The 19,606-nt window shown below is 39.9% G+C and carries 20 protein-coding genes and 1 pseudogene; 3 read left to right on the plus strand and 18 right to left on the minus strand.

Annotation, left to right across the window (positions count from 1 at the left end; genetic code table 11):
* Positions 1–17 precede the first annotated feature (17 nt).
* Positions 18–698: a nucleotide-binding protein gene (locus ACZ42F_RS09280; RefSeq protein WP_464278772.1), complete on the minus strand. Its 681-nt coding sequence runs from the start codon at positions 696–698 to the stop codon at positions 18–20.
* On the opposite strand from ACZ42F_RS09280, the gene ACZ42F_RS09285 reads away from it, so the two are divergent.
* Entirely contained in the window at positions 697–1,077 is a 381-nt protein-coding gene (locus ACZ42F_RS09285) for an iron chelate uptake ABC transporter family permease subunit (RefSeq protein WP_464278773.1), read from the plus strand. The two genes, ACZ42F_RS09280 and ACZ42F_RS09285, sit on opposite strands and share 2 nt — an antisense overlap.
* Positions 990–1,678 (plus strand): annotated as a pseudogene (locus tag ACZ42F_RS09290) (FecCD family ABC transporter permease). Before ACZ42F_RS09285 ends, ACZ42F_RS09290 begins: the two are co-directional and overlap by 88 nt.
* Here ACZ42F_RS09290 and ACZ42F_RS09295 read toward each other — a convergent pair.
* From ACZ42F_RS09295 to argJ, 13 genes are all read right to left on the minus strand, one after another.
* On the minus strand, positions 1,659–2,549 hold the full coding sequence (locus ACZ42F_RS09295) for a hypothetical protein (protein ID WP_029969670.1): 891 nt from the start codon (positions 2,547–2,549) through the stop codon (positions 1,659–1,661). The pseudogene ACZ42F_RS09290 and the gene ACZ42F_RS09295 sit on opposite strands and share 20 nt — an antisense overlap.
* Before the next feature lie 21 nt (positions 2,550–2,570).
* Positions 2,571–4,370, minus strand: coding sequence for a translation elongation factor 4 (gene lepA, locus ACZ42F_RS09300; protein WP_464278774.1), 1,800 nt, complete (start codon positions 4,368–4,370; stop codon positions 2,571–2,573).
* Between the two features lie 87 nt (positions 4,371–4,457).
* Positions 4,458–5,315, minus strand: a complete 858-nt coding sequence (gene thiL, locus ACZ42F_RS09305; RefSeq protein WP_464280245.1) for a thiamine-phosphate kinase — start codon at positions 5,313–5,315, stop codon at positions 4,458–4,460.
* 194 nt (positions 5,316–5,509) lie between these two features.
* Positions 5,510–7,477, minus strand: a complete 1,968-nt coding sequence (locus tag ACZ42F_RS09310; RefSeq protein WP_464278775.1) for an ATP-dependent helicase — start codon at positions 7,475–7,477, stop codon at positions 5,510–5,512.
* A complete protein-coding gene (locus ACZ42F_RS09315) occupies positions 7,474–8,463 on the minus strand; it encodes an alkaline phosphatase family protein (RefSeq protein WP_464280246.1) in 990 nt (329 codons plus the stop codon). The genes ACZ42F_RS09310 and ACZ42F_RS09315 overlap by 4 nt, the downstream gene beginning before the upstream one ends.
* A complete protein-coding gene (locus ACZ42F_RS09320; RefSeq protein WP_464278776.1) occupies positions 8,418–8,741 on the minus strand; it encodes an alkaline phosphatase family protein in 324 nt (107 codons plus the stop codon). The genes ACZ42F_RS09315 and ACZ42F_RS09320 overlap by 46 nt, the downstream gene beginning before the upstream one ends.
* Positions 8,742–8,810: 69 nt before the next feature.
* Positions 8,811–10,322, minus strand: a complete 1,512-nt coding sequence (locus ACZ42F_RS09325) for an MlaD family protein (RefSeq protein ID WP_464278777.1) — start codon at positions 10,320–10,322, stop codon at positions 8,811–8,813.
* Positions 10,323–10,334: 12 nt separating this feature from the next.
* Positions 10,335–11,090, minus strand: a complete 756-nt coding sequence (locus ACZ42F_RS09330) for an ABC transporter ATP-binding protein (protein WP_464278778.1) — start codon at positions 11,088–11,090, stop codon at positions 10,335–10,337.
* Positions 11,091–11,092: 2 nt separating this feature from the next.
* Positions 11,093–11,863, minus strand: a complete 771-nt coding sequence (locus ACZ42F_RS09335) for an MlaE family ABC transporter permease (protein ID WP_464278779.1) — start codon at positions 11,861–11,863, stop codon at positions 11,093–11,095.
* Between the two features lie 56 nt (positions 11,864–11,919).
* Positions 11,920–14,115: a CHASE2 domain-containing protein gene (locus ACZ42F_RS09340; protein ID WP_464278780.1), complete on the minus strand. Its 2,196-nt coding sequence runs from the start codon at positions 14,113–14,115 to the stop codon at positions 11,920–11,922.
* Between the two features lie 3 nt (positions 14,116–14,118).
* Complete coding sequence (locus ACZ42F_RS09345; RefSeq protein ID WP_464278781.1) at positions 14,119–14,574, minus strand: hypothetical protein; 456 nt, start codon at positions 14,572–14,574, stop codon at positions 14,119–14,121.
* Between the two features lie 105 nt (positions 14,575–14,679).
* Entirely contained in the window at positions 14,680–15,270 is a 591-nt protein-coding gene (locus ACZ42F_RS09350) for an HD domain-containing protein (RefSeq protein ID WP_464278782.1), read from the minus strand.
* 17 nt (positions 15,271–15,287) lie between these two features.
* Positions 15,288–16,466: a bifunctional glutamate N-acetyltransferase/amino-acid acetyltransferase ArgJ gene (argJ, locus tag ACZ42F_RS09355; protein ID WP_464278783.1), complete on the minus strand. Its 1,179-nt coding sequence runs from the start codon at positions 16,464–16,466 to the stop codon at positions 15,288–15,290.
* 106 nt (positions 16,467–16,572) lie between these two features.
* Between argJ and ACZ42F_RS09360 the strand changes: the two genes are divergently transcribed.
* Complete coding sequence (locus ACZ42F_RS09360; protein ID WP_029968234.1) at positions 16,573–17,325, plus strand: MBL fold metallo-hydrolase; 753 nt, start codon at positions 16,573–16,575, stop codon at positions 17,323–17,325.
* A 143-nt stretch (positions 17,326–17,468) separates the two neighbouring features.
* On the opposite strand, the gene ACZ42F_RS09365 is transcribed toward ACZ42F_RS09360, so the two are convergent.
* The 4 genes from ACZ42F_RS09365 to ACZ42F_RS09380 all read right to left on the minus strand — a co-directional run bounded on the left by ACZ42F_RS09365 (position 17,469) and on the right by ACZ42F_RS09380 (position 19,574).
* Positions 17,469–17,996, minus strand: coding sequence for a Spy/CpxP family protein refolding chaperone (locus ACZ42F_RS09365; RefSeq protein ID WP_464278784.1), 528 nt, complete (start codon positions 17,994–17,996; stop codon positions 17,469–17,471).
* 173 nt (positions 17,997–18,169) lie between these two features.
* Positions 18,170–18,967: a hypothetical protein gene (locus ACZ42F_RS09370; RefSeq protein WP_464278785.1), complete on the minus strand. Its 798-nt coding sequence runs from the start codon at positions 18,965–18,967 to the stop codon at positions 18,170–18,172.
* Positions 18,968–18,973: 6 nt separating this feature from the next.
* Positions 18,974–19,171: a hypothetical protein gene (locus ACZ42F_RS09375; RefSeq protein ID WP_464278786.1), complete on the minus strand. Its 198-nt coding sequence runs from the start codon at positions 19,169–19,171 to the stop codon at positions 18,974–18,976.
* A complete protein-coding gene (locus ACZ42F_RS09380) occupies positions 19,164–19,574 on the minus strand; it encodes a hypothetical protein (RefSeq protein WP_464278787.1) in 411 nt (136 codons plus the stop codon). The genes ACZ42F_RS09375 and ACZ42F_RS09380 overlap by 8 nt, the downstream gene beginning before the upstream one ends.
* Between the last annotated feature and the right edge of the window lie 32 nt (positions 19,575–19,606).

A 19,606-nucleotide genomic window follows, 5' to 3' on the forward strand; every position in this document is an offset into this window, starting at 1 on the left:
CTTAATCCTGGCAGAATCTACTTTCTCCTTTTAAAAGCACATACCTTAGATATCCTTTCCCAAAAAAAATACTTTTCTCCAGCCTCTTCTAGCCTTTGTCTATCTGCACCACTTAAATCCACCTGATTATAAAGTCCTAAATACCTTGACTTTAGTTCTGGCAAACTGCCCTTGGGAAAAGCGCCTACTAAAGGAGGCAAGTTATATTGCTCTAAGCTGGCTTCTAAAAGCTCTACCTGGCGTAAGGAAGTATATTTATTTAAAATAATTCCTTTTATTAATTTGCCTTCTTGTCTAAGCTGGCAAAAGCCATAAACAACTGCAGCCAGGCTATTAGCTGCTTTTAAAGGCTCTACTATTAAAAAAACAGGTATATCCAGGGAAAAGGCCAGATGAGCAGTGGAATTTTGACCCTGCTTGTCTCCATCATAAAACCCCATTACACTTTCAATCAAATTAAAACCGTCTTTTTTGAGCAAATCCTGCACATGTTCCAGGGGACTAAAAAACAAATCCAGATTATAACAGGAAGTATTAGCTACTTTCCCCAGGTATAAAGGGTCCAAAAAATCCGGGCCAATCTTAAAGGGATAAACTTGAATACCTTTTTTCCTTAAGCTGGCTATAAAGGCCAGGCTCAAAGAGGTCTTACCACAACCACTTGACCAGGCAGCTAAAATAAGAGAGTTTCTTTGCATGCTAAGAACCTGTGTTTTTGCCCTTTTACTTCTCAGTATAAGCCTTATCCTGGCTTACTTATCTCTTTTAGCAGGCCCTGTAAATCTAGATATCTACCACTTAAAAGCAGGAGTAGAGTCAACCATTTTCTGGCAAATAAGAGTACCCAGGACCCTTTTAGCCTATCTGGTTGGCTTTTCCTTAGCTACCAGCGGGGCTACTCTACAAAATATTTTAAACAATCCCCTGGCCGAACCCTTTACTCTGGGCATTTCTTCTGGGGCTGCCTTCTGGGCCAGCCTGGCCCTTTTTTGGGATTTTTCCCCTTTGGCCTTTATTCCCTTCCTCTTTTCAGCCTTGCAGGGGCTTTTATCACCCTGCTTTTGGTCCTTTATTTAAACTGGCATAAACACTTTTTTCAAAAGGAAACCCTAATCCTGGCAGGCATTATCCTCACCACCTTTTTCTCTGCCCTTATCTCCATTTTAAAATCTTTGGATGAAGAAAAAGTGGGCTCCATTGTGTTTTGGATTTTAGGAAGCTTTGCCAATCGTTCCTGGCTAGAAGTAAAAATTTTTCTGCCTTTTTTCCTTTTAGGACACCTTTTTTTGTTTTTTAATCTAAAACAATTAAGCCTTCTTTCCCTGGGCGACCTGGAAGCCCACACCCTGGGGCTCAACCCTCACTTTTACCGCCTCTTCTTTTTCTAGCTGCCAGCATTTTAACAGGAGCCAGTGTAAGTGTAGCTGGAGTAATTGGCTTTATCGGCCTAGTTGGCCCCCACCTTCTAAGATTGCAGGGATTTTATACTTCTTCCACTCTGCTACCTCTAAGTGGCCTTTTAGGAGGGAGCTTAAGTTTGGGAGCAGATATCTTAGCCCGTCTTCTTTTAACAGGAGGAGAAGAAATACCTGTAGGGGCCCTGACCGCTCTTTTGGGTGGCCCCTTTTTTTGTTTGCTCTTGTTAAAAAAGAAAAAAACTAGTGCCCAGCCATTTTAAAAAGCTCAAAATAGGAAACAAGCCTAAAAAAGAGTAAAACCATGCTCCCCAAAGGTAAAAGGGAAATCAGCCCCTTATAGCGCAAGGGTTGATTTTGTTTAAGCAACCAGTAGAAAACAAAAAAATGAAAAAGCATGGCTAAAATAATTACCGCTCCAGGCTGGATAAGCGGAGCAAACACAAACCTTTCTTGTAAAAGGTAAAATACTACCAAGCAGGGGATTATACTTAAAACAAGGACCAGAATACCGCTTTTACTTAACACATGTAAGGCATAACGGTAATAATCCCGCCCAAAGTCGTCTATTTTTCTTCTCAGAATCAGAAAAATAAAAGCCATACTAGTGGAAAACAGAAAACTTAAGATGAAAAGCTGTCCTACAACAGGATAAAATATGGAATTTAGAGGAGGATAATTGGTATTACTTACCAAGAGCAAATTATAGCTAACTCTAAAGAAGTTAAATAAAAAGAGCTTGTAGAAAACTATAGCGCCTATCCCCAGCAATAAATGTAATACTTTAATGTTTTTTAAGGACTTCCAGAGAGCAAAGTAAGAAATAGTTAAAAGTAAGCTAGCGCCTAAAAAAATAAGTCCCTGTGTCCACAGAGGAGAACTTAGAAAATCCATATTTACTTTTACGCCAAATCCAGGCCAAAAAGAAAGGATGGCCAAACTTATCCCTACACCCAACCCAAAGATTAAACCCTGCCTGGCAATTTGTTGGGCCAGTTTATCCAAAAGCACCTTTTTTTTGAGTTTAGAACCCAATTCATAAAAAAAACTTAAACCCAAACTACCAAGAGGGAGTAAAAGAAAACAAACTACCAGAGTAAGAGCAGTTAAAAATTTTATTTTTTCTATGTCCATCTCACACTCCTCTTTTTGAACTTATTCATCCGCCTTAAGCACGGACAAAAAGGCTTCCTGTGGCACTTCCACATTACCCATTTTTTTCATTCTCTTTTTGCCTTCTTTTTGTTTTTCCAGAAGTTTACGCTTTCTGGTAATATCGCCGCCATAACACTTGGCTGTAACGTTTTTACGCAAAGGAGCAATCCTTTCCCGGGCAATAATTTTATTGCCAATAGCTGCCTGAATAACCACTTCAAAAAGCTGCCTGGGAATAACCTTTTTTAATTTCAGAGCCAGGGCCCTACCTTTGTAATAGGCTTTATCCCTGTGCACGATAGTAGCCATGGCATCCACTGGCGAGCCATTAATCAAAATATCCAGTTTCACCAGATCAGACTCCCTAAAATCTATTACCTCATAATCCAAAGAAGCAAAACCACGGGTAACAGACTTTAAGCGGTCAAAAAAGTCATACACTATCTCTGCAAAAGGAAGTTCATAGGTAACAATCACCCGCGAGGGCGTTAAGTAGCGCAAATCCTTTTGAATACCCCTTTTTTCTTCGCAGAGCTTAAAAACATTGCCCACAAACTCATTGGGCACATATATTTCCATTCGCACATAAGGTTCTTTAATGGCCGCAATCTCTACTGGAGGAGGCAATTTGGCTGGATTATCTACATTAACTATTTCTCCACTCACCTTCACCACCTTATAAACCACTGAAGGAGCAGTAGCTATCAAGTTAACCTTAAATTCTCTTTCCAGTCTTTCCTGCACTATCTCCATGTGTAAAAGGCCTAGAAAACCACAACGAAAACCAAAGCCTAAGGCCTGGGAAGTTTCTGCTTCAAAAAACAGAGAAGAATCATTAAGCTGCAACTTTTCCAGAGCAAACTTCAAATCTTCGTAATCTCCAGGGTCTACAGGATAAAGACCACAAAATACCATGGGTTTTATTTTTTTAAACCCAGGAAAAGGTGACTGAGTAGGCCTTTTGGGATGGGTAATGGTATCACCAACCCTTGCATCCTTTAACTCTTTAATATTGGCACAGAGAAAACCCACTTCACCTGGGCCTAGTTGGTCTATAGATACAGCTTCGGGGGAAAATACACCCAGGCGAATCACCTCGTAAGTTTTCCCTGTAGAGTACATTAAAATCTCTTCTCCCAGGGAAATGGTTCCATCTATTACGCGAAATAAAACCACCACACCCACATAAGGGTCATACCAGGAGTCAAAGATTAAAGCCTTAAGAGGAGCATCTCTGTCTCCTTTGGGTGGGGGAATAAACTGCACAATTTTTTCCAAAAGTTCAGGGACTCCCTCTCCTGTCTTGGCACTGACCATAGAAATGTTTTCCACATCCAGGCCAATACCTTCTTCTATCTCAGCAATAACCCGTTCTGGCTCTGCACTGGGCAGATCGATTTTGTTCAGTACAGGTAAGACTTCCAGGTCATGGTCTAAGGCCAGATAGACATTGGCTAAAGTCTGGGCCTCTACTCCCTGAGTGGCATCCACCACTAAAAGCGCGCCATCACAAGCAGCAAGACTTCTGGAAACTTCATAGGAAAAGTCCACATGTCCAGGGGTGTCAATGAGGTTTAAAATATACTCCTGCCCATCCTTGGCCCTATAAGGAATGCGCACGGTTTGGGCCTTAATGGTAATCCCGCGCTCCCTTTCCAGGTCCATTTTATCCAGATACTGGTCTTTTTTCTCTCTATCTCCAATAAGCCCTGTAATCTCCAGAATCCTATCGGCTAAAGTGGACTTGCCATGGTCTATATGGGCTATAATACTAAAGTTTCTTATTTTTTTTATATCCATAAAAAATATTTCTCCCTTACGCGAAGTGAAGGCCTTTTAAACAAAAAAAACTCTAAAGTCTAATTCTAGACTACCTCCCAAAAGGGGCTAACTAAAATGATCAAAGCCTTTAAGCTCCAGTTTTTTACCCTGATAATAAATACCAGCACCTTTGCTTACCTCTCCTAAAATTTGCACGTAAGGCAAATCTGCAAGCAACTCTTCTACCTGGCTAGCTTCCACCACGCCTAAAAGGGCATAATCCTCCCCTCCCTCCAGGGCTAAGTGTAGGGGAGATAAATTCCTGGCTGTAGCAAAGGAAACAACTTCCGCAGGTAAACGAAGGTCTGAAAAGAGATTAAGGCCCAGACCTTCTGGCAACAATCTAAAAATATCCCTGGCCACACCATCAGATACATCTAAGAGAGACTTAACATTTTTTTGGGCTAAAATCAGACCTTCTTTAACCAGGGGCCTGGGGCGTAAATGGGCCTGTTTACTGCGGGGATAACCGGAAATTCCTGCTTGCAAAGCTAAAAAACCAACCCTGGAAAGGCCAATTTCTCCCACCAAAAAAACCAGATCTCCTTCTTTAGCCTGTTTACGGGGCAAAAATCTATAGGGCACACTACCTAAGATGGTAATGGCCAGCCCCAGAGTATCTCCCTGGCTCAAGTCTCCCCCAATCAAAGTCAGTTTAAATTGACTTGCCAATTGGGACATGCCCTTAAATAATTCTTCACTTTGCTCTAAACTAAACTTCCTGGGCCAGATTAGTTGCAGGCAAAAATATTCTGGCCAGCTCCCAGCAGCAGCTAAATCACTCAGATTTACGGCCAAAGCCTTATAGCCTACGTCTTCCAGGGAAAAATACCTTAAATCAAAATGTACCTTTTCTAAAAAGAGGTCGCTACTTAAGGCAAAGGACTTACCTTCAATTAGGGCGCAATCATCTCCTCTGGCCACCAAAAGCCCTTTTTTTCCTGGACAAAATAATTATCCAGCAAAGTTAGAAAAAAATCTTCTCCAAACATCACTTAAAGGTAAGATAATCTTCCAGTACCAGTTTTAAACCAAATTGGGGGAAATTAACCTTGTACTTATTGGGAGGAATGTGCGCAATAACCTTGCCTGTGCCAAAGATTTTATGCTCACAATAATTACCTGTAGCAGTAAAATTGTTTTTTTCTGGCCTGGGCTTTGGCTCTTCTTTTTTCTTCTTCTAAAGGCACAATCTCTCCAAAATAGGTTTCTTTATAACTTTTTACCAGAGAAGGTATTATCTCCCGAATAAAAGGACTGGGGCTGGCTGGGTCAAAACTGTTTTGATAACGATTGTAAACCGTAGCTGGCACAAACAACCCCAAATATTCCCTGGCCCTGGTACACCCCACATACAAAAGACGCCTTTCTTCCTCGATTTCTTTGGGGTCTTGCATGGCCAGTTTCGAAGGAAAGCGCTCTTCCACCAGGTCCAGGATAAGTACGGCTGACCACTCCAGGCCCTTGGCCGAGTGAATGGTGGATAGGACCAATCTATCCTTACTTTTTTCTTCCCTTAAGGAAGGCTCCAGGCTCAAATCTGCCAAAAAGACATCCAAGTTGTCATAGGTAGAAGCAATTTGCATTAACTGCTCCACGCCGGCCATTCTCTTGGGTAAATCATCCACAAATTTCTCTTCCATAATGGGACCATAAATGGTCATTATCTCCTCTAACACACTTAACGGGCTAAGAGACTTAAAACGCAAGTTTTCTAGCTTTTCCAGGACTTCCTTTAATTCTGGCTTCTGGGCGCACAGGGATTTACTTATTTCCTGATTACCTTCCATAAAAGCCTGATATAGACGCTGACAGGTTTTAGGGCCAACACCTTTTAAGTTTCCCAGGGCCCTGGTCCAGGCCAAAATATCACAAGGATTGGCTACCAAACGCAAAAAAGCAACTAAATCCTTTATATGGGCAGCTTCAGAAAACTTCTGACCCCCATATTTGTAAAAACTTATCCCCAACTTCACCAATTCCATCTCCAGGGCAAAGGATTGATAACCTGCCCTGAATAACACCGCTATTTCTGAATAAGGATAGGTCCTGGCCAGTTCTTCTATTTTGCGCACCACCACCTGGGCCTGGCTCAAGTCACTGGTGGTATAGATAATTTCTGGTTTTACACTGCTCTTTTTATGAGAAAATAACTTCTTGGGATATTTTTCTCTGGCCTGCTTTAAAATATGATTGGTCAATTCCAAAATGGGTTGCGTAGAGCGATAGTTTTGTTCCAGCTTGATGATTTTGGTCCCTGGAAAAAGCTTGGGGAAATTTAAAATGTTTTCCACTGTAGCCCCTCGAAAACCATAAATGGACTGGGCATCATCTCCTACAGCCATCACATTGCCCTGTTCTCCCACTAAAAGCTTAATAATCCTTCCCTGGACCAAATTGGTATCCTGGTATTCATCTACCATGACATATTTAAACATCTGTTGCATAAACTCTCTAATCTCTGCTTTTTCCTGCAACAAACTTTCAAAGGTAAATAAGAGGTCATCATAGTCCAGTAAAAAATGCTCTTTTTTAAAATTTTGATAATAGTTAAAAATGCGCTCCAGTTCTGGTAAAAACTTTAATAAATGATAACTGTTGGCAGATAAAAAATCCTCTAAGGCCAATTCCTTGTTTCTAGACCTGGAAATAAGGTCATAAATGGTATTTTTATTGGGAAACCCCTTGTCTTTATCCAGATGCAAGCTGGCTCTAGCCTGGCCAATAATATCCTTGGCATCACTGGTATCAATAACCGTAAAACCCTGATTTAAACCCACAGCAGAAGCAAATTTGCGCAACATTGCATAGGCAAAACTATGAAAAGTACCGCCCCCCACTCCAGCCACATCTCTGCCTAAAAGCTCTTCCACTCTTCTAAGCATTTCAGCCGCGGCTTTGCGGGTAAAGGTAAGCAGTAAAATATTTTCTGGCCAGATACCCTGCTCCACCAGGTAAGCCAGCCTGTATACAATGGTTCTGGTTTTACCACTCCCGGCTCCAGCAATGACCAACAAAGGCCCTTCTAGATTATAAACAGCCTCTAGCTGGGCTTCATTTAACTCTTTCGCATAATCTATTTTCATACTAAAATACTTCCCTCAAAATAATGTAAAATTTCTTGTCCCACATCTCTGGTTCTACGGGGTTTAAATCCCCAGGAGTCCCAAAAAAATACATCCTCTTCCCTGTGCGCTCCTCTGCGGCCAAAATGACCGAAAATTTCTCTACGGTCAAATTTTCCTTTTAGCTCAAACCCAGAAGCAGGAATACAAACCAAATCCGGCGTATGCTCAAAATTAGCCCGGGGATAAAGCTCTTCTTTTAAAAAAATGGTTGGCAAAACCTTCTCGCCTTTATACTCCAGTTGCAGCAAAACTTCCTTTAACTTTAACCCCAAAGAAAAATCCTTAACCTTAGAAAAAGGGTACAGATAAATCCGTCCACTATCCAGGGCCAGGGCCTTAGAGTCCTTGGCTATGCTTTGCACATCCCATTCATTTCTGGCTTGCCTGGCCCAGGTCAAAAATCCCTGCTGGGCCAAAAAGGCATTTAAATCCACCTCCACTTTTAACTCTGTAAAACCATGGTCAGCTACCAGCATAAGCCTTTTGTCCTTACCAGCAAGGGCAAAATAGCGTTCCAGAATTAACCCCAGGAAAGCATCCACTTTTTTTAAAAAAAGCAACATCCTTTCCTGCAAGGGATGGGAGGAGAACAAATAAGGATAACAAAAATGAAACAAGCGGTCCAATTCTGTGATTACCACAATAAACAAATCCCAGCTTAAATCAGCCCAGAGTAGTTCAAAGGCCCTTTGCCTGGCCAGTAAACTCTTTTCTATCTCTGGGAAAATTAGGGCTGGGTCCTGAAGGGCCTTAATGGTCTCACCCTCTAAAACATAGCCCCTTTGCTTCAGCAAAGGATAGAGCATGGGTGGAAATACAGCCTTTTGTAAGTCTAAAGCCAAAAAACCAGCTACCAGTTGTCCTCGTAAGGGGCGGGCAGGATAGGTATGCGGCAGGTTTAATACCTTAAGAAAATATCCCTTTTGCCCCAGTACCTCAAAGATAGTTGGCGATTGAACATGCGTAAAATCAGAAAAAAGAGCTCTCCTTTCTCCTTATTAAATTCTGTAAAACCAAAGACACCGTGTTCTTCTGGCCCCTTACCAGTAAAAAAAGAAGTCCAGTTGACAGGTGAAAGATAGGGTATTTCTGAAGAAAAGGAAGTTCCCTGCTCTAAGTCCAAATATTTGCCCACATTACTCCAGATACCTTCTGCTACCAGATACCTGGCCAAAGAAAAAGAAAGTCCATCCAGGCCAATTACTACCAGTTTTTTCCCCATTCTATCCCCTTTAAAAAAGAAAAGGCAGGTTTTAGCCTGCCTTTTCTTAACTCCTATTAAAATTAATTTTTATTGCCCCTTAGGCAAGGGAGTAGAGCCCAGGATATATTTAATATCCTCATCTGTAAAGAAAAGCCCACCACCTACAAAAAAGGACCTGTCCTCACTATCGGCAAAGTCATCCATACCTGCAGTAAGATAAACATTGCGAAGCAAGTAAATATTGCCCCCAGCCTTTAGATGAGCAGGGTCTTCGTCATCAAAGTCAAAGGCCTCAAAAAACAATTTTACCCTATCGTCCCACAAATAATAATCCAGGCCGACCCCACCAGAAGACTCAATAATACCGCCTCTAACCACAAAGTCATGAAAACGCTTGCCTATTTGTAAGGAAAACTTAAGGCCATCTTCTTTGGTCTCTTTTTCCTCTTCTTCATAAGTATGCCAGGCTCCCTTATCCGTACGATAGCGACGGTAGGTGCTAGTTTCTTTGGTCTCACCTTTGGGGTCGTCTATAATGGATAGAGAATAAAATTTATCCACACTGGGCTTAATCTGCAAAGTAACATAAGATTTGGTATCTCCAGTGTCTGTAAGATATTCTGAATGTACGTCTATACTGGTTTTAAATTTGTCTTGCTTGCTCAGGTATTTATTCAAGCCCTCTAAAGTCTTATCCAGATTTTTGGCTGTAGTATCCTCATTTATCAACTTCCCCAGGGTACCCTTACCCTCTTCTATATTTTTAGCCACTGTTTTTAAGGAACTAATTGTTTGCTTTAAACCTTCTCCCATTTCTTTGTCTGAAACCAGCTTGGCCAGAGGGCCCTGGCCATTATTGGCTTTTTCCAGCAGTTCATTCATTTTCAGCATGGATTCCTTTAGTTCTAAAATAGCCACATCAAAGTTACGCACTATGCGGTTAATTTCTTTTTTATTGCCGCCGCTAATATCCTTTATATCCTCAGAAAATTCCCTTAAATTGGCCACAATTTTATTTACACTTTGCAAATTACTTTGAACCATTTTATTCAGCTCAATGGACATTTCCTTTAAATTGGTAATCCATAGCCTTAAATCTTGCTCACCTTCTGGTCCACCCAGGACATTGGAAACACTTCTGGTGATTCTACCAATGTCATCTGCAATACTGCCCACTTTTTGCATGAGCTCACCCAAATCTGCGCCAGAGTCAGAACGGGCAATAACCTCCTTTTCCTTTAACAGAGGATAAGAAGCACTACCACTGGTGATTTCTACAAATTTATCCCCCAGAACCCCTCGGGTGCGAATCTTGGCCACAGCATCAGCATGCACCTTAACATCCGGGCGTAAAGCCAATACCACCCTGGCCCGACCATTTTCCAGGCCAATATCTTTTACCAATCCCACTTCAATTCCTGCAATTTCCACTGGAGCATTTTTTTTCAATCCAGTTACATTATCAAAATAAACCACTAGAGGATACATATCTCCAGAAACAAACTTTCCTCTGGTTACCTGCGTGGTCATGTAAGCCAAGACCAATAAAGAGATAAAAACAAAAATCCCCACTTTTACCTCTAGAGAATACCTTCCCATTGCTAATCCCCTCTAAATTACCTTAATAGGGCCATCAGCCCGTCCTAAAATAAACTGTCTAACTACCGGGTCCTCACAAGCTTGTATTTCCTCTGGAGTGCCTGAAGCAATAATTTTTCCTTCATAAAGCATAAAAATATGGTCTGCAGTCTCCATGGTTGCCTTGATATCATGACTAATAACAATACAGGTAGCTCCAAATTCCTCTTTAGTCCTGACAATAAGGTGATTAATAGCAGCAGACATCACAGGATCCAGGCCAGAAGTGGGCTCATCAAAAAGCACTATCTCTGGATCTAAGGCCAGAGCCCTGGCCAATCCCACCCTTTTGCGCATACCTCCGGAAAGTTCTGCAGGCATTTTATAGCCCATTCCCTTTAACCCCACCTGGGCCAGTTTTTGTTCTACAATCTCTTTAATTTCTGCCCAGGACTTTTTAGTGTGCTCTCTTAAAGGAAAGGCTACATTTTCTTCTACGGTAAGGGAGTCAAAAAGTGCTCCTTCCTGAAAAAGCATGCCAAATTTTCTTCTTATGTTAGCCAGTTCCCTTTCTGAAAGCGGGACAATATCTTCTCCAGCAACCAATACCTGGCCTTTATCTGGCTTTAAAAGTCCAATGATGTGCTTTAATAAAACACTTTTACCACCGCCACTTTTACCTATGATTACATTTACCTTATCTTTAGGTAAATCTAAATTAAGGCCCTTTAAAACCTGCTGGCTGCCAAAGCTCTTATAAACATCTCTTAAGGAAATAATATGTTCCATGGCTAAAACATCAACGCAGTTAAAACATAATCAAACATTAAAATTAAAACCGAAGCCAGAACCACTGATTGAGTGGTGGACTTGCCCACTCCTTCAGCTCCACCTCGGGTGTAAAATCCCTTATAACAACCCACTAAGGTCAAAATTAAACCAAAAAAAGCCGCTTTAATTAAACCATTATAGAGGTCATCTACATCCACATACTCATAAATTTTATTGATAAACAAACCACTATTAATGCCCAAAATCTTCACACCTACCAGATACCCACCCACAATGCCCACAAAATCACTAAGTATTGTAAGCAAAGGCAACATAATAACTCCAGCCAGAATCCTGGGCACTACCAGATATTGAACCGGGCTTATGGCCATAACTGTAAGAGCATCTATCTGCTCGGTTACTCTCATGGTACCAATCTCAGCAGCAATAGCTGAGCCAGCCCTACCTGTAACCATAAGGGCTGTAATAACTGGTCCTAGCTCTCTGGTCATGGAAAGGGCAACTGTAGCTCCCACCAAGCTTTCCGCAGAAAACAAGCGAAAGGCATAGTAGGTTTGTAAAGCCAGAACCATTCCTGTAAAAAGACCAGTCAAAAGCACCACAAATAAGGAATTGACTCCCACAAACTCCAATTGTTTTACAAAAAGCCGAAAACGAAAAGGAGGGCGGAAAAGCCAGATTATTGCTTCCAAAAATAAAAGCAAGAGCTTACCCATTTCCTGGAGTAAGCTTAAACATATGTTTCCCAACCAGGCAAAAAGCTTAAACATCTCTATCCAACCACAAGTGTTTTTCCTTGATTAAAAAAAAAACCTTACTTTGACAATTATTTTACAGCAAAGGTATATACGCCATCCCAGTTTTCTGGCCGACTCTGTCTAAGAACCTTTAACCTTTCTTTATACAATTCCCAGAGTTTATCCCTGGTTTTACCTTCCAAAAGCAGTAATTTTTCAGAAGCAGCTTCAAACTCTCCAGCAAAATAATAACTCAAAAACTCTTCATATTCCTCTTTATAACTTTGGAAAATAGTGGCCTTTTTCTCTGGCAAAAGTTCATATAACTTTACCGGTTTTTCCTTACCCTTTACCCTTACCTTGTCTATAAGTCTAAAAGAAAAATGTTCTTTTACCTGCTCATAGGTAAATTCTGAAACCAAAATATTGGTCCCATAATATTTATTTAAGCCCTCTAAACGAGAAGCCAAATTTACATTATCTCCCATTACAGTATAATCAAACCTTTCTATCGACCCCATATTACCTGCTACCATTTCTCCAGTATTTATACCAATGCCAATGTTTAGTTCCAGGCCTTTAGTTTTCTTCCAGTTAGTATTCAACTCTTCTAATTTTAAGAGCATGGACAAAGCACTTTTACAGGCACATAGAGCATGTTCTGGATAATAGATAGGAGTGCCAAAAATAACCATAATTGCATCCCCAATATATTTATCCAGAAGCCCTTTTTCCTGTAAAATAATTTGAGTCATCTCAGTTAAATACTTATTAAGTAAAGAAACCAGTTCTTCTGGAGCGAGTTTTTCCGAAAGGGTGGTAAAGCCTCTTATATCAGAAAAAAGCACAGTTAATTCCCTTTTTTCTCCTCCCAGCTTTAATTTGTCCGGTTCTTTAACTATTTCTTCTACTAATTTGGCATCAAGATATTTGGAAAAGGCCTTGCGTAAATTCTTTTTCTGTTTGTCTGCAAATAAAATTCTATAGGAGAGAAGGACAACATAACTTATCACTAAAGTCAAAAGAGGCGAACCAAGATTAAGCAAGTATAACTTATGAGTAAAAAAATAAAAATTTAAGCCAATAAAACTTAGGCCTAAAATCAAAGAAACCATTAAACTAAAAAAAGGTGTTAAATAGAATAAAGCCAGGGAAACACCCAACCACAGCAAAATAATAGCAACCAGGTCAAAAAGAGGAGCAAAACCTGGACGCAGAAGATAGTCTTTTTGTAACAAGTTATCTAAAGCAGTGGCTTGAATCTCTAAGCCAGGATAGGCCACTCCAAAGGGAGTCACCCGCAAATCATAAACCCCAGGAGCAGTAACCCCCACCAAAACATACTTACCCTGAAGTAAAGAAGGGTCTATTTCTCCTGCCAGTATTTTCCAGGCAGGCAAGTGTAAGATGGTTTGAGCCTTTCCTCTATAATTTAAAAATAAAAAACCTCTCTCATCTGTGGGCACAAACACCTTACCCACTTCTACCCCTAATATACCAGCTTTGCCCACAACTACAAAACTACTTTTATTAGCATGGTTAAACAAACTTAAAGCCAGAGGTTGCAGGTAGTTTTCCCTAAACTCCAGAACCAAAGGATATCTTCGATAAGAGCCATCCTCATCTGGAACTACATTAAAATACCCTTGCTTACCTGCAGCTTTGAGCAACAATTCCAGATTGGAGCGCACCTTACTTGCCTGTAAAGGTTGAAAAACACTTTCAGGTTGTAGAAGTTTGACCCCTGTGTATTTGGCTGTATTTAAAGGTAATTTTTGTTTTTGCTTACTGGGTTCAAAATTAAGGTAATAACCAAGCACCTGGGTGGAATTGGTTTCTAACAAGGCCCTGGCTAACCAATAATCAGGATAGTTGGCCAAAAGCCGTTGCTCTAAAAATTGCTGACTTTCTTTATCCAGCTTATGCTTTTGCTTTAAAAATTCAAAGAGAGTAAGCACTTCCTTTTGGGCTACATTAACTTCTGGCTCAAAAAAGCCAATGTCATAGCCTACAGCCAAAGGAGAAGCAGCATCTATTTTCTTTACCAGCTGGGCCATTTTAGTGCGAGACCAGGGCCAGCGTCCCACCTTTTCCAAACTTTCTTCATCAATGGCTACAATTACTACTTTTTGAGAGGGAAGGGTGTTTCCTCGCCAGTGAAAGCGCCAATCCACACTTTTTAGTTCTAAAATCTGGAGAAAAGAGGGAAGATAAAAATAAAGAAACAAGGAAAATAAAAGCGTGCTTAAGCTTAAAAGGAAAAAATATCTATTTTGATAGCGCATAAACTAACCTGCTGGCTCCACACTAAACTCACACTCAAACCAGAGAGGCTTTTCTCCAGTGTAAGCGATTTGCAAAGAATGTAGCTTTTTTAAAAAAAATAAAAGTTTCTCCAGAAACAAATCTGTTCCTTCCCATTCTTGAATAAAAAAATCCTGAATTCTTCCCTTGCTTACCTCAAACACCACCACACTTCGACCCAGTTCACCAATTTCTTCCCTTTGCCAAAAACTTAAAAAAATATCTTTTATAGCTCTCAAAACTTTTCTTTGTTCTGGATTATCCAGAGACAATCTGAGTTTATCCTCCACCCCTTCTTCAGGCTTACCAACTACTGCTAAGTCTTCTAAATAAGATATTTTTTTTAATATTTCTCCATGCACGCGATAGTTATATAACTCTACTTCCAGAGTTTTTTTAGAAGAAGAAAAAAATCTGGTAAGGACAATACCGGACGCCAAAACAACAAAAAAGTACTGTAAATAAGAAACAAATGTACCCCCAGAGAAAAGACAATGGCCCCACTGTACAAAAAAATTTTAGAAGATAATAAAGAAAGTGTTAAACTAGTCCTGCCCATTTTTCTTTGTCCACCAGCTAGGATCAGGAGTTTTAAACCACCAGTCCGTATGATCTGTTTGAAGAATTTTTTGCGCTAATTTTTTCCCTTCTTCAGTCCTAAGCCTTTTTAAGGCACAATCTAGCCATTTAGCAGCGTATTTATTTCCCAGATCCAGTTGCTCCTTTAAATTCAAAATCAAATCCAGTTGATCTGCATCTTGCACTAAAGCTGCTTCTACGCTTTTTACTTCTTCCAGTTCCTGATAAAAATCTAACACCTCTTCTTCAATGCCTGTATCTTGCAAGCTGTCTTTTAAAGCCTGTCGTTCATCGCTCTTGTTATAAATCCTATATACATAGTTAAAATCTCCACATCTGGCTTCGTGTAAATCATGAAAAAGAGCCATTAAAGCTGCCTTATAGGCATCTTTACCACTATTTTTGGCTAAAACAAAGGCAATAATAGCTGTACGAAAGGAATGCTCTGCTACATTTTCTTTACCAGTACCTAAAAATTGATACCCTGTACGGGGAGTTTTTTTTAACATCCCCACCTCGAACAAAAAATCCACCATTGCTTTATATTTATCTTTCATCCTTAACACCTTTATAACTAACTTCGATAATTACTATTTAAACGAACATAATCTATACTGAGGTCAGAAAATAACAGCCAATACTCCCTTGTACCCAGCCCTAAATCTACACTCACTTCTATTTCCTGCTTTTGCAAATATGGTCCAAGTAAAGCATCCACATCTTTTAATTGAGTCTCATTTTGGGCAAACACCTCTATATCGGCAAAACTTACCTTTACCTTTTGCGGCTCTATTTCCTCTCCACTTCGACCAATAGCTGCTACAATGCGCCCCCAGTTGGGGTCCTGGCCAAAAAAGGCAGTTTTTACCAGAGGAGAAGTAGCTATGGTCCTTGCTACCCTTTCTGCCTGTTTTAAACTTTTGGCCCCTTTTACCTTTAAATGCACCACCTTGGTAGCACCTTCTCCATCTTGGACAATAAGATAAGCCAAACGATAACAAATCTCTTCCACAGCTTGCTTAATTTTTCTTAAATCTGCCTCTTGCAAAGCCCACTTCTTCTGCCTGGAACAAATTCCCAAGACAGTATCATTGGTAGAGGTATCACCATCCACGCAAATACGGTTAAAACTTTTATCTACAGCCTTTTTTATCACTTCCTGCCACCATAGGGGGTCCACATCCAGATCACAGAGTACAAATCCCAGCATAGTAGCCATATTGGGAGCAATCATGCCTGCTCCTTTGGCAATACCCCAGAGATAGGTAGTACCTGCAGACAAATCCAACCTGGTCTGCACAATTTTGGGATATTTATCGGTGGTCATAATGGCCTTTGCCACATCCAATAAATCACTTTTCCCTAAATGTTCAGTAAGTATTTTCACACCGGCTTCCCACTTGCTAAGGTCAAAGAGCTCGCCAATTACTCCTGTGGAAACTGGTAAAATTTCCCGGGGAGAGAGTTTTAACTCTTGAGCCAGAAACTTTAAAGTCTGCCAGCACTGGTTAAGGCCTTTTTCTCCTGTACAGGCATTGGCCTGCCCGGCATTAATCATGATGGCTTTAATATATTTTTGTTTAGCCAGATTTTCTTTGCACACCAAAACCGGGGCAGCCTGAAATTTGTTGGTAGTAAAGACACCCCTGACTATTGCCCCCTTAGGGATATAAAGCAAAGCCAAATCTCTTCTATTTTTATAGCGAAGATTAGCTTCAACTGCTGAAAATAAAAAACCTTCTGGATAATTCATACCTTACCCCTTGTATTAATTACAAACTTTACCTAAAAGTAAACCAAGCGCAACTTAATTGCAAATGACTTTTTATAGCCTGGAAAAGAAACCTAGGAGGAAACTTATGTTTGTATTGTTTTGTGGAGTGGGAGAGGCCTTTGATGAAAACTTAACCAACACCTCTATCCTGGTTTTTAATAAGCAACAAGAATCCTTACTCTTAGATTGCGGTTTTACTGCTGCTACTAACTACTGGAAATATGCCCCCCATCCTCTGGACTTAGATGGTCTTTATATTTCTCATTTGCATGGAGACCATTTTTTGGGGACCAGCCTGCTTTTACTTCGCTTTTACGAAGAACAACGCACCAAAGAATTGCACATCTTTGGTCCAGCAGGAATAAAGGAAAAAACCCTGCAGGCATTAGAACTTGCTTACCCTAAAATTAAGGACAAACTTCCCTTTTCTATAGTTTTTACAGAAACTTGTTCAGAGCAAGAAATAAACTTTAAAAACTTTACTCTTCTTCCCTTAACTTCCATCCATGCCATACCTTCTCTGGGCGTAAAAATTTCTTCTCAAGGTAAAACCCTTTATTATTCTGGCGATGGCCAACCTGATTCAAATCTTTTAAACCATTTAAAAGAAGTAGATTTGCTTATTCTGGAAACTTATAAGGCAACCCAGGAAGTACCTGGCCATAGTTCCATTACAAGCGCTCTTCATTTAGCTAAAACATGCCAGGCTAAAGAATTAGCTCTGGTGCACTTAAATAGAGACACCAGAAAAGATTCTCAGACTTTGTTTCAAATCCTCCAAAATAACCAGGGAATAAAAGTACTTTTACCTGCACCAGGAACTATTTGCTGGTTATAAAAAAAGGAGTTCCAGCTAAGGAACTCCTTTTTACGGGGAGGGGTTTATTTAGAGGTCTTATATAGAAGGGTGGCTTTATTAGTAACCAATGGCTGGATAGCCATTGTAAAAACCATTGGGAAAGGTATCACCAAAGCTTTCCCTTAGCTTTTTCTAAAATCCAGAGTCTCCTTTAAAATTTCATTTTGCACCCGGGCTAGCTGGTTATTTAAATCTTCTACTCTTTTGCTATCAGGATTGCTTCTATTTAGCTCAGCATTTAATTCTGCCCTGAGACTCCAGGCTTTTTGCTTTAACGGATAAATCTTGGCCCAGTGAGCATCTCTTAATTCCCAAAACTCCTTTTGTTGCTCTGGAGTCAAGTTGCCAAAAGCTCCAAACCAAAATTTCCCCTGTCCAAATTTTTGCTTAAAACCATAGCCCATACCTGGCCCCATGCCATAGCCGTAACCCATGCCTGGTCCCATGTTATAGTCATATCCCATATCAGGCCCCATTCCATAACCATAGCCCATGCCAGGGCCTCCCATACCCGGTCCCATACCGTAGCCATAACCCATGCCCGGGCCCATTCCATATCCCATGCCATAACCTCTACCGTGTCCACCAAAGGCAAAGGCTGCACCCACTAAGGCTAAAATCAACAAACTGGCAAATACTAACTTTTTCATTTTTACTCCTCCTGTTTTGACTTTGTCCAGGTCTTTTCAAAGCCTATGCCAAAATAAAAAATCTTTAATTTCAAACCATTAGTGAAAAGAAAAAATACTTTTTCTTTTTTTGTGCAAGGACTTGCACTTAATAAACAATATAGGTGCAAAAAGGAAAAAAGCAAGTGCAGGGTTTATAAATAGGCCTGGGCAATCAAGGAAAGGTCCTGGTAGCTAAGACCAGTTTTAAGTCCTGCAACCAGACGACCAGATACTTCCATTTTAGCTCTGGTGTGATAGATAATTTCGCGTTTTTGTAAGTTTAAACGGTGTTTTACAAAGTCATAGTCAAAACCATCTACAATGAGAGAAACTCCTTCAGCAAAATAAAAAGAGCGAACATATTGTAGATAATCCATTAACTTAGTATGCTCTACTCTTCTTTCTAAAAAATTATAGACCATAAGGTTTAACATAAGCTTTTCTGGTAAAAATCTATGGTCTATGTTTAAAAATTTTTCTTTAGGAAAATCTGGTTTTTCTAGGTTATCTACCACTTCTCTTGCACTACTTAAAATCTTTTGTTCATAAATAGAGGAAATGGGAAATTTAGAAATGAAGCGAATCATTACTTTTTGAGGATTTTCTTTGATACTCATTCCTAAAACAGAAATGGACATTAAGACCAATTTTTTTTGCAAATCTTCTAAAATGGTTTCGCCTTTGATTTTAGCCAGCTCAATACAGGTATTGGGAGATAAATTGGAACTTAAAAGTCTAAGTAAATAATTTATGTAGGGTTCAGTGGTTGATTTTATCTCCTGTTCTAAAAAACCTCTTTTTTTAAAAAGCTTGCTTAAAGAAAGCCAATAAACCACAACACCTTCCAGAGGCATTTCCACCAAATCAAAATCTTTGCTTGGTTTTTTGCCAGAAAGGTTTTCCTTCTTTACTAAAAACAGATTTTTAACCTTATCTTTAATTTCAGCCATAATTAATTAAACCAAAATACTGGGAGAATAATTGGACATAACTTCTTCTGGCAGCTTTTCTAAAGCCATATTTAAAGGGTCACAGGGTATTAAATGTATCTCAAAAGTTCTTACAAATAAATCCACAAATAGTTCTTTTACCTTTTCTCTGGTAGAAGAAAAATAAACCAGATTTTTCAACATATCCCAAGAAACATCAAACACAGCAGGAACAGGTAAGGTTTTGGAAAGCAGTTTTAGTTTGATATTTTCCTTTAATTCTTTTTTTCTTCTTTGCTAATAAAATTTTTTCCTTCTTTTTCTTCTGACTCAATAACTCCTGCAGAGCCAGGGTATAATGTTTTTTCAACACTGCAGGAGAAACTCTACGTGTGTCCAAACGCAAACTAAAAACCAGGTAATTGCCCTTAAAAGGAGAAGAGGCAAAATGGCTATCTAACCAATCCTCACTGGAAACCCAGCCAAACCCTCTTTCTACAGATAAATTTTCAATCTCTTGAAAGGAAAACTGACGAAGACGGTCCAGGACATTTTTAAAAAGACTATCCTCCACTTTTTCTTTAACCTTATAAATACTTAAACTCACGCTGGCGCTCAAAATCCCCATTGAAAACTCCTTCTATCTTTAGAGCTAGAATA

This window comes from Desulfonauticus autotrophicus (assembly GCF_055381725.1).